This is a genomic window from Sulfurirhabdus autotrophica (assembly GCF_004346685.1).
GTDB classification, from domain to species: domain Bacteria; phylum Pseudomonadota; class Gammaproteobacteria; order Burkholderiales; family SMCO01; genus Sulfurirhabdus; species Sulfurirhabdus autotrophica.
In genome coordinates, this window is the sequence record NZ_SMCO01000026.1 from 1 (window position 1) to 10,916 (window position 10,916).

8 protein-coding genes are annotated in these 10,916 nt (G+C 45.9%); 1 reads left to right on the forward strand and 7 read right to left on the reverse strand.

Annotation, left to right across the window (positions count from 1 at the left end):
* Positions 1-47: 47 nt before the first annotated feature.
* The 6 genes from EDC63_RS16515 to EDC63_RS16540 all read right to left on the reverse strand — a co-directional run bounded on the left by EDC63_RS16515 (position 48) and on the right by EDC63_RS16540 (position 8,620).
* Positions 48-905 carry a lysozyme family protein gene (locus tag EDC63_RS16515; protein ID WP_124946932.1) on the reverse strand — a complete coding sequence of 286 codons (858 nt, stop codon included), beginning with the start codon at positions 903-905 and terminating at the stop codon, positions 48-50.
* 89 nt (positions 906-994) lie between these two features.
* Positions 995-1,345 (reverse strand): hypothetical protein, encoded by a 351-nt coding sequence (locus EDC63_RS16520; RefSeq protein WP_124946933.1) that lies wholly within the window; start codon positions 1,343-1,345, stop codon positions 995-997.
* 299 nt (positions 1,346-1,644) lie between these two features.
* The gene (locus tag EDC63_RS16525) at positions 1,645-2,493 is read right to left on the reverse strand and encodes a DUF2345 domain-containing protein (protein WP_223248316.1); all 849 of its coding nucleotides are present in this window, start codon (positions 2,491-2,493) and stop codon (positions 1,645-1,647) included.
* Between the two features lie 145 nt (positions 2,494-2,638).
* Complete coding sequence (locus EDC63_RS16530) at positions 2,639-3,400, reverse strand: hypothetical protein (RefSeq protein WP_124946935.1); 762 nt, start codon at positions 3,398-3,400, stop codon at positions 2,639-2,641.
* Positions 3,401-3,419: 19 nt separating this feature from the next.
* Positions 3,420-5,468, reverse strand: coding sequence for a peptidoglycan DD-metalloendopeptidase family protein (locus tag EDC63_RS16535; protein ID WP_124946936.1), 2,049 nt, complete (start codon positions 5,466-5,468; stop codon positions 3,420-3,422).
* A complete protein-coding gene (locus tag EDC63_RS16540; RefSeq protein WP_132920963.1) occupies positions 5,465-8,620 on the reverse strand; it encodes a type VI secretion system Vgr family protein in 3,156 nt (1,051 codons plus the stop codon). Before EDC63_RS16540 ends, EDC63_RS16535 begins: the two co-directional genes overlap by 4 nt.
* Positions 8,621-8,971: 351 nt before the next feature.
* Between EDC63_RS16540 and tssA the strand changes: the two genes are divergently transcribed.
* Positions 8,972-10,033 (forward strand): type VI secretion system protein TssA, encoded by a 1,062-nt coding sequence (tssA, locus tag EDC63_RS16545; RefSeq protein WP_124946937.1) that lies wholly within the window; start codon positions 8,972-8,974, stop codon positions 10,031-10,033.
* Positions 10,034-10,130: 97 nt separating this feature from the next.
* Here the strand turns inward: tssA and EDC63_RS16550 are convergent, their stop codons facing one another.
* Entirely contained in the window at positions 10,131-10,913 is a 783-nt protein-coding gene (locus EDC63_RS16550; protein WP_124946938.1) for an OmpA family protein, read from the reverse strand.
* Positions 10,914-10,916: the final 3 nt, after the last annotated feature.

Below are 10,916 nucleotides of genomic sequence, written 5' to 3' on the forward strand. Positions count from 1 at the left end.
TCCACTATCCTCACCAGATTGCTTAGGGCCTCGGCCGTTACACGGCCTCATCCCCTGTGTCGAATAAGACTGGCTGAGGATGCTTTATAATCAGGTAACTTTTTATAATCTTTGTTTAAAATAATAAACAGTATTTCCGCCAGTCCATTCGTTTTGAGAACTTGTGTTTTTCCCTCACTATCCGTTTTTCCAAAAATGAATTCGGCATCTTTTTTTGTATTTCCTTGCACAATTCCAGGTTTGTGCTTTGACGGGCTTGACGATGGAAAAATGGCTACATAAGGTTGATCTGGGTAAGGTTTTTCGTCTTTGGTAAGAAGCTTGAACGATACTTCCGTTTTCTTGGATAGAAGGTTTTCTAATGCATCAAGGTGTGGAATTATGTTTTTATCTATAATTTTCAGTACATCTTGAGGACGAGTTTTTTCCATATGTTCTTTAGTTGGCTTGAAATACCAACCCTCATGATGAAAAAGGTAGAGATGTTTTTCATAATCTTTAGCAAAGAATTCAATGGCATGCTCTTTGGCGATCATGAATGATAGAACTACACCATATGCTCCATGCTCAGCATCAAAAATATAGTCGCCTGATAAATCCAGATTAAAGCCTAAGCGTAGTTTTGAAACATTGGATTTGGCTGCTTCTTTGACTGTAACTTTTGTATATTGTCCCAATCCACCTGCTGAGGATGTACCTGCGGCAGCATCGGGATTGAATCCTGACTCAATTTTGCAAATAAGTAGCAGGTGGGCAATATCGCGATATGATAGTTTGTAGCGTGCGCCAATTTCAACCAATATATCGATAATTTTATCTTGTACCAAGGGCGCGGCATCCCCATGAATTCGTGAGAGGCCTGCCAAAGCGCCAGCTGGTTTTTCTATAATGGGTTTAAGATTCAAAAAAGAGAAACTTTTAATTTGCTCTTCCCTATAAGCGCGACCTTTTTTGGCTCACAAAAATTCGTAAATAGTTGGCATATATTTACCCTTCAATCAGGCATAATTGAACGTACAGATTTCAAGTGGCCGAGGCCGTCCCTAGTTGCATTACGGTATTTTTCAAATTTTTCATCTTCGATAAGTACGCCCGTAGCAGCATACATCGCAGAAGAATCTGCATAAGGAGCTGACCCTCCCCCAATTGAGTAATAAAGTATAGCTACATTGATCTTGTCGCTGTGACCGCACCCCCATTGAGTAACATATAATTCATTTATATTCCCGCCGACTTTTTGGTAGAGTCGTGCACTAAACTTACTTAGTTCAGGTAATTTTACTTTACGCACTATATTGTTGTGTGTGATCTCCAAGGTTTGAGATCTGCATTCGTTCAACGTCATGGAGTCGTTAGATTTTTTGCACATTGACACCAGTTTGTACTGTGCTTCCCCGCAAGTCATTTGTTCGGTCTAGGGTTCGAAATCTCGAGCAGAACAAGCGACATTAACCAGCGATATAACAATGAGTCCTAAAGTTGAGAATGAATGTTTTTTGATTTTCATAGTGTAGTAAAAATAATGTTGTAAAAAATTCTGAGTAAAGCCACCAGCGAACTTTTGCATATGGCTTTTTGAATTCAATGGCTGGCGCTGACTAACAACCGGAAATGGCATCATTAACCGACAGGAATTTGATCACATTAGCCCCAATGTTTGTCCATTTCTTGATGCCATACATTAATATTTTCTTGTATCCAATCGTCTTTTTCCAATAATGTCAGTTTTAAATCTTTAGATTCTGACGTTCCGACCTTAAGTGTTTTACCTTCAGTATTAGTCGTTGAATAGTGTTTGGTACCATTTGGAAGCGTTAAGACATAAGGCTGATTGGGAACTAGATTTTCACCTTCAAAAACCTGATACTGAGCAGCATAGGTATGCCTTTCAAAGGTGTTCAAGCTAAGGGTGCTGTTTGTAAACGTGGGTAGTGTAAGTGATTCACTCTTCCCCCCCGTCAACGTCTTCATTCCTGCATTAAACGCCATCGTCCCTGGCCCATGAATCTCAATATTCCCGCCTTCAATCTTGATATAAGCCCCACCCGCCGTCAGCAACACATGCTTAGGGGCGGCTACAGTCACACTCTGGGTAATGCTGGCTACGGTAATGCTTTTATCCGCCGTCAATCTGGTTTCATCTGACTGGCTCTGGCTGGTTACTTTACCACTGGCGGCATGTAGCTTGATACCGGTTTCCTGATTCGGCTTGCTGGCGTTGGTTGCTTTGCCGTAAGTAAACAGGCTGATGCCGCCTTTCACCGCATGGTGGGTATTGCCTTGGGCAGCAAAGTTAATATCCTGCCCCGCTGTAAAACTGCTGGTGTTGCCTGCGGCAAAGATTGCATTGGCAGGTGTGCTGGCAGCTACGCCTGCCGGGCTGGAGATTTGCATATGAGGTTCGCTGTAAGCGGTCACCTGCCCGGCACCACCGCTGGTGCCTTCACTGGCAACGGTTGCCGTGCTTTTAACGACCTCTATGCTGTTGAGCATTTGCGCAATAGCGGGTAGTTTATCCGGTGCAGTTTCACCCAGTAGCTTGGCGTTGTGCTTTTGCGCTGTCTCAGCCAGATTCGCTTGTAACTGCTGGCTTTGTTCAATCTGCGCCAGAGCTTCACGGGAATCTAGTTGTTGTTAATCACTCATCAAGTATCTTGTACTGATTTTGAGGTATTGGGGCAATCATAGTTATGTCGCACTCGTCATTCCATGTGCGGCCACATTTTAAATCAGCCGGGCGGTTACCTGATATTTTGAAATTATAAAAAATTGGGTTTGGCGTTCCATCACTTTGCTTATAGTTAAGCCATTGGAATTTATATGTACCTTTAGTATAAGTTAGTGAGGGGTATATTTTTTGGTAACTTGAAGATATTACATTGTCCAACCGTCGGTAATGTTTATCGTAATTATAGTAATCATATCTTTTTTCTCTAGCACCATTCTTTTTGGTTGATTGACATTCCCATCTAAAAAAAGTGAAATATTCTGTGTTGTTCAAAATATCGATTGAGCTAATGATATCGCACCCGTTGGCAGCGCCCATTGCATACATACCCGTAACATTTGGAACACCAATTTTTACACTAGTTACCATATCTTTAATTACCGCAATTTGGATTTTATGAAGGCCTATACGAAATCCTGAAAATTTCTCAATTAGTAAGTCTTCACCCATCATTGCGGATAAAAAACGCTTATCATCAGGTACTTTTTCTTGATCTCTTACCCATTGTTCGAGTTGACGTGCTTTTTCGCAATCAGTCATATCGAAATTATCATGATCGGTGCACTCAATTGGAAGTTTCTTTTTGGTGTTTGAGGTCACATCCTTTGCGTTTGCAATAAAAATGAAGCAAAGAAAAGCGCTTAATATCAAAAACGAATATTTTTTTAACATTTTTATTTTGGTTATCTATTTAATTACACTGGTTAATGAATGGTTTTGGATCAAGCCGGTCAAGAAGTTTAGTTCTGGGGTGTTCTTCTAGTCTAACTTCAAAATGCAGATGAGCACCGTTGCTAATGGTATCCATACCGTTTGCATTACCTGTGTCGCCAGTTGTCCCTATTATTGTTCCCTTGGCAATTGCAATTTCTGCGTTTTTATTCACGTTTATATTTGCATCAATGTTTTTAAGGTGCGCATAGAAAAAATATACAACTTCAGCATCGGCCTTTTTTGCTAAAACCAAATCACGTTGTTTTTTTTGTAGGTCCTGAATGTCTACAGCCAGAGTGATTGTCCTGCCATATCCTTTACCTGGCGATACATCATGACTAAATGCCACCACTTTTCCATTTGCAACAGCATATATTGGAGTTCCGGGGTCGGCTTTCAGATCGATACCTTGATGTGCCTTTTTACCACCGTTACGCACCATGCCAAATGTCGCGCTCTTAACACTGGCGAGTTTTGCAGTCCGAAGGGTGCAACTGTCAAGAGGATCGTGCCACCCTTCTGAGGCCCCGGCTTTGGTTAGAAGTGCAGGTGCTTTTGCTGCAACTTTTTCTGCGGGTTTTGGAATGATAGGGGCACCGAGCGTTTCAGCGATCTTGGCAGCGTTTTTGGGAGCCACTCCTGCAGATTTGACCATGAAATGTGCGACGTTAATCTTGGAATCAGTGTAGGTGTAAAGCCAATAAGAATAAGCCTCTACGTGGTTATCTTTAAAACGCGCAAACAGTGAAGCTGCTTGTATATTACCAACTTGTTTTGGTAGATTTTTTTTAGCTCTTTTATCGTCAAGTGTCCCTTTAATCACAGCCACCGCCCCACCAGCCCCTTCATGGTGGGCCAGATACATGACCTTGGCCAAATCTTCAGGGGCGAGTGAGGCGACATTCAAGCCACGCTTGGCGAGTTTTTCAAGGTTGATTTTGCCATAGAGTGCCGCTGTATCAATGGCGTATTCCGGTGTGAATCGCCATTTAAGTAGATTGGCAATTAGAGTGCTGCTTAATTCCTCCTTGATCTGGTTCTTGCCACTTCCCTTTACGGAATAGAGGCAATACTCACCAGACGAATCCAGTTCACCTATGATTTTGTCAAATTTTTGTTCCTGCTTGAGCCGTTGGTTCATCAGTGAACGCGGTTCTGCCATCATCTCCAGCCATGTGCTCCTCAGAAACTGGGTTAGTCCGGCTGCGTTCGTGCTTTTGTTAAAAGAGTCTGCTTCCCATGTGTCTTTCGATTTGCTGGCTTCCGCATCGATCAGCGCTGCTAGCGTATGTGGCGTAAAACCATATCGTTGCGCACTGGCAAGGATAAGTTTGCGATACTTTTCGTTACCAGGTGAGAGTAATAGATTGCCTTCGGTGAATATCGTAGCCGCAACCTGCACTGGGATGCCGCCTTCCACGCGGGTTTCTTTGTTTACACTGGTGGGTGCTGCACCAAGCGCAGCATCGGGCTTGGGTGTAGCACCTTTGGGTTTGATATGTACGCCGTTATTGGCGCGCACTATTTCGTGTTTGATCGATGTTTTAGTTTGTCTCTGTGCGCCTGGTTTTGCGTAATAAGCCCCCTTAAGCACTACCTCGCGCGAAGTTAGTGTCAACAGTTTGCGCCCCAGTGGAAGCGTTTTGTGTTCGGCAATCAAAATGTACTTGCCATCAATACCTCGAAATTGGACTTTTAACCCTTGGGCATGATCGTTGATGTGGATGTTGGACACAACACCATTAGAGTTGGCAGTAACTTCATGGAGGTCTCCATCATATTCAAGCTTTAGGTGTGCGTTCTTGATGGGTTTGAAAGTAAGATCTAGGATGTTAATGTCCAAGGTTGTATCGTGCAGCGCAGTGGTGGCTGGTAGGGTGATAGTCTGCCCGATGCGCAATGTGTGCAGCGCCTTTCCATGCAAGTTGTTTATCTTGGCCAAATGATTGATATCCACACCCGTTTTATGACTTATTCCCCAAAGGGTATCGCCAGATTTTACAGTGTAAATAGGCTGTTGAATCATATTAATGCTCCCCCAAGATCCTGTTCTTCGTCGCGGCCATCTTCTGCACTTTCACCTGGAAACCCATTCATATTCTGGCTGTACTCGTCAGATAGATCCAAATCGGTAAAGGAAAAACTCCATTCGGTATACCCAGCTATGGCAGTATATTGTTGTGCCCCAGTTCGCTCAACAACAGGTGATGCTGCATCAGGGCCGACAGTTCCATTCAGCATCACGGATTTATCTTCGGGTTTGAACAGTCTAATAGAAGCGCCTTCCAATGTGATACCCTCCAAAGAAGTAATCATGAGTTGCTTAGCGTACTGGAAATTTTGACCTTTAGGCAATTCAGGCAAAGAAGGGCTGCTACTCTTTCCCCCCGTCAACGTCTTCATTCCTGCATTAAACGCTATCGTCCCTGGCCCATGAATCTCAATATTCCCGCCTTCAATCTTGATATAAGCCCCACCCGCCGTCAGCAACACATGTTTAGGGGCAGCCACAGTCACACTCTGGGTCATACTGGCTACGGTAATGCTTTTATCCGCCGTCAGTCTGGTTTCATCTGACTGGCTCTGGCTGGTTACTTTACCGCTGGCGGCATGTAACTTGATGCCGGTTTCCTGATTCGGCTTGCTGGTGTTGGTCGCTTTGCCATAAGTAAACAGGCTGATGCCGCCTTTCACCGCGTGGTGGGTATTGCCCTGGGCGGCAAAGTTAATATCCTGCCCCGCTGTAATACTGCTGGTGTTACCTGCTGCAAATATTGCATTGGCAGGTGTGCTGGCAGCAATGCCTGAAGGGCTGGAGAATTGCATATGAGGTTCGCTGTAAGCGGTCACCTGCCCGGCACCACCGCTGGTGCCGTCACTAGCACCAGCGGTGGTGCTAGTGACGACTTCTATGCTGTTGAGCATTTGCGCAATAGCGGGTAGTTTGTCCGGCGCAGGTTCACCCAGTAGCTTGGCGTTGTGCTTTTGCGCTGTGTCAGCCAAGTTAGCTTGCAACTGCTGGCTTTGTTCGATCTGCGCCAGAGCTTCTCTGGAATCCAGTTGGGTACTGCTGGCGTTAGGGCGGGCATGGGTACTTAGCAATAAGCCTTGTCCAGCACGCAGAGCGGCACTGTGCCGGGTTTTGAGTTCTGCACCAAAACCCGCAGGATTCAGCCGCTGGTTATCCGACTGGTGGCGCAAATGACCCAGGTTCAATTCTGCGGTGCCCTGATGCGGGCTGGCATGATTTTGCAGTACGGTTCTGCTTTGGCCTGGGCTGTCATCGAATACCAGCTGGTTATAAGCCCCTCCACCAGACTGACTGGCGTTCATGGATTGGGTTTTAATGCCGGAAAGGGCAGCAGGGTGGGCATGGCCTGCCTGTTCACCGGGGAACCAGGCAGAAGCATTGCCGGTAGCCACGCCTGTGCCCTGGCTGAATTGATTAGATTGGGCGTCTGCTTGCCCCTTGCCATTGTAAAGACTGCCGATGACGACTGGGCGGTCGATATCGCCTTCCACGAAATCCACCAATACTTCCTGCCCCACGCGGGGAAGGGCATGGCTGCCCCAATTTGTTCCTGCTATAGGCGCTAAAGGAGTGGCAACACGTACCCAGGTACCTGCCTGCTCATTGGCTGGTGCACCAGTATGGCCGTCAGTGCTAGGATGGCTTAAGCGACTGTGGCTGTTCTGACCGCGCTGCCAGTGAAACTGCACTTTAATGCGATGATCGCGATCAGTGTGGATTGGACCGCCGCTGCCTACAACTATGGCAGTTTGCTGGCCGAAGACAGTAGGCTTGGGATGCAGCATGCGGCCTTGGTCATCGCTATACAGGCTGCGATAAGGAATGCTGCTGTGGATCACATCCATGCGGTTGCGGTACAGGGGGCGTTCGCCCATGGCATTGCCGGTTGCGTGTAAGTTATCAAGCGCTGTAACATCTTGATTAACTTTGTTTAGCTCGCTCAGACCCAATGCCAGTTCGATCTGGGATTGGAGTTCTGCGCTGAGGTTATTGTGGGCCAGGTGAACGATGCGCAAGATGACAAAGGTTCGTGCTGCGCTATCAATTTCCTGATCAAGTTCTGCATGACCCTGCAGGGAGAAGGTAGTGCCGGGAGAAAGGGTGCGGACGGTACCTGCGCCTGTAAATAGCTTGTTGTGGGCTTCCAGAGCTTGCAATTGGTTGTTAGCAATGCGCTGGCCTTGTTCGCGGTTTTCGTAACTGTATACGCCTGGGGCATCCTGGCTGACCAGTGGCATGCTGTCGGTACTGTTCTCAGTACTGCTGTGAGCTGCGACAGGGCGGGTGTCAACGCTGCGGTAATCCCAGCTCACCAGTTCAATTGCATTGGTCTGCCAGCGCCGCTCGCTACGCCAGCGGTCAATGCTGTCACTTTTCATGACTGCACCGGGCTGGGTGAAGTTGATAACAGATTGTGCATTAGGCTTGAATGCTTCGTTATGGTCAGCAATGACCATGGTGTGTGCACCCAGGCTGGTACTTTGCGCGTTGCCTTCGTGTTCAAACCAGTAAAACAAGCCTTCTTCGTTCATTAATCGTTCTATGAAAGCCAGATCGGATTCCTGATACTGGGTGGTCAGTGAACGTTTGGGATACAGCGTGCGATCAGCTATGTCCAGACGCCACGCAGGTATCAGTTTACCTTGGCCTTCGTAATCTTTAAAGACGGATTCGATAATGTCGAAAACAGTCATATCCTGATAGGTGGTGCTGTCGCGCCTGAAGCTGAGGAATGCAATCCATGGTTCGATGATCAGTTTGTAACGCGCAACACCGCCATTTGAACCAACACACTCAACCCGGGTAATATAGCCATGAAACGGACGCAGGTTGGTTCTGCTGGCTGAGGTGAGCATTTCTAGCAGCACAGGTTGTCCGATGAGCGCTTTTAATTCAAGGTGGGAATCCTGACTAAGTGCTGTCAGTTCAAATTTGAAGCCATGTGAAGTTGAAGCTTCTTCCAGATTGGTCACATCATCATCCAGAATGCCGATGCCTTCAACACAGCGAAGTTGTTCGGCAAGCAGTACGTTCGGGCCGTGGGTCGTATCCAATACAGTATGCAAGTGCAGCAGTCGATCTGTTTGAGTCCAGCGGGAAAGCAAGGTGGAGAGTAAATTTGCAGCCGCTTGTAATGCGTCAGTCATGGAGGTTCTTCAATAATAATGCGATCGTGATCAACATACGTGTCAGTTCTGCTGAGTGAAAATATATTTTTTGCATATGAACGTTTATTTGAAAAAAATGTTACTAGTTACTTATTTAAAATAATGGCATATATTTTAATGGCATTTATAATAATTTGCTTGGCATTTTTTGGGTATAATCTAATTTTTCAGTAAATAGGGCTAAAATTGCGGGTGCTCAAGAGTTGGTTTGATATCAGGTTGATTAATTTTTTGTAGAAAAACTGATATGAACGCATTTATTTGATGACTGCTTAGTATTACCCTCTTGTTAATTTTCAGCCAGTTGGATCAGGTATTTTGTGAGATATTATGTTTAGTGTGAGTCAATTGCTTAACCCGATAAGTGTTTCCAAACCTTGTGGTGAGGATTTGTCATTTTCAAGTGAGATAGATGCCATTTCTGAAGCCCGCCGATTTGATGACCCTTCGCTGGATCAAGGGGAGTGGGTAACCAAGCTGAAAGAAGCAGACTGGCCATTTGTCGTTCAACAGTGCACTTCACTGATTGAATTAAAAAGCAAAGATCTGCGCTTGGCGGTGTGGCTGACTGAAGCTAGCGCCAAAATTATGCATTTTCGTGGTTTGGGGGATGGTTGTTTACTCATTGCAGGACTTTGCGATCAATACTGGAATGGGCTCTATCCATTGGCAGAGGGTAATGATCAAGAACAGCGCATAGGGAATTTGAGCTGGTTGCTTGTCCGTGCTGCCCAGCTGGTTCGTGAAATGCCACTCACTGAAGGTAAGAAGACAGCATATTCAACAATTGATTTTGAAGCTGCAAGAATACGCGCAGCAAATACTGATAAATCGGCTTCTGAAGTGGGTGGTTCTGATACCGGGCTTAAGCTGGTTGATATAGAATCGGCCCGTCGCAAAAGCACCCGAGGATTTTACGAAAAAATATTGGTTGATTCACAATACTGTCTGGATGCAGTAGTTCAGCTTGAAAAGTCGGTTGATGCCAGATTGGGGATTGATGGCCCTGGATTTTCTGCGGTAAAAGATGCATTGAGCGCAGTGATTCACACAGTGACTCGGTTTGCTCAGGATGCAGGTGTTGTTACGCAACGTGTATCAGTTGCAGCACCCACTCAGGTTGATGCTGCAAGTGTAGCGCCATCGATCTCAGCTGTGAGTGGAGAAATTCAGACTCGCGCTCAGGCGCTAAACCAATTAAGACAGGTGGCAGAGTTTTTCAGACGTACTGAACCTCACAGTCCGGTAGGTTATCTGGCTGATAAAGCCGCTAACTGGGGAGATATTCCTTTGCATACATGGTTGAAAACAGTGATTAAAGATGCCGTATCATTAGCTCATGTGGAGGAGCTATTGGGTATGGAACAGAAGGCGGCTGACCCAGAAGAGTAATGCAGAAGCGTAGGTGGGGCAGGATAGTAAAATCCGAACAGATAGCTCGCCACTAACTCACCAACTTTAGGCTGTGGGTGGTTGATGAGTATTGGTCTTACTGAGCAATTCTAAATTCGATGCGGCGATTGCGTGCCCGCCCATCTACAGTATCATTGCTGGCAATTGGTCTCTCTGAACCCTGGCCAAATGTGGTCATCAACTCTGAATTTATTCCCTTATCTGAAAAGTAGGATTTAACTTCATCAGCACGCGCTTTGCTGAGTGCTAAATTGCTGGATCGAAGTCCCTGATTGTCAGTGTGGCCAATAATTTCAAATTTTTGTCCTTTTAATTTAAGTAAGGCAGTCAACATTTCATCCAGAATGCTTTTTCCCGATGAGGTGAGGGTGGCTTTGCCGGAATCAAATTCAATAGTGCGATTAGAAAGTGCTTGATCCAGAATACCTTGCTGAGAAGATGAAACGCGCAGGCCATTGTTAACGGTATAGGTTGAGTTAAGGCTGGTGGCAATTTCACTGGCTATTTGCTGACGTTGTGATTCATTTGCAACTTCACCACGTACGCTGACAACGTTACCGTCTATCTTGAATTGTCCCCGGCTGATCAGTTTCAAGTTTGGGTTGATCAGTTTTTGCACGTATGCGTTCCAGTTTGCTGGCGCGACTACTGAGCCAACAGCAATTTGATCAACTACCTTATCTGCTCCATACAGTTCTCGTAAGCGTGTCAGTACGCCAATTTTGCTTGCTTCATCAGGCACAGTACCATTGACTACAACTTGACCGGGATTGGGCGATGCGGTTTCGGGAGTATAGTTCTGTGCCCCGACCTGATTGGTGGCAAGCAGGGGTAGCAGGGCAATCCATATGTAACGCATGAT

Bases quoted from the DNA above. Each gene is read 5' to 3' on its own strand.
- EDC63_RS16540 (WP_132920963.1), bottom strand. From the start codon at position 8,620: ATGACTGACGCATTACAAGCGGCTGCAAATTTACTCTCCACCTTGCTT.
- EDC63_RS16550 (WP_124946938.1), bottom strand. From the start codon at position 10,913: ATGCGTTACATATGGATTGCCCTGCTACCCCTGCTTGCCACCAATCAG.
- tssA (WP_124946937.1), top strand. From the start codon at position 8,972: ATGTTTAGTGTGAGTCAATTGCTTAACCCGATAAGTGTTTCCAAACCT.
- EDC63_RS16520 (WP_124946933.1), bottom strand. From the start codon at position 1,345: ATGACGTTGAACGAATGCAGATCTCAAACCTTGGAGATCACACACAAC.
- EDC63_RS16535 (WP_124946936.1), bottom strand. From the start codon at position 5,468: ATGATTCAACAGCCTATTTACACTGTAAAATCTGGCGATACCCTTTGG.
- EDC63_RS16525 (WP_223248316.1), bottom strand. From the start codon at position 2,493: ATGCTCAACAGCATAGAGGTCGTTAAAAGCACGGCAACCGTTGCCAGT.
- EDC63_RS16530 (WP_124946935.1), bottom strand. From the start codon at position 3,400: ATGTTAAAAAAATATTCGTTTTTGATATTAAGCGCTTTTCTTTGCTTC.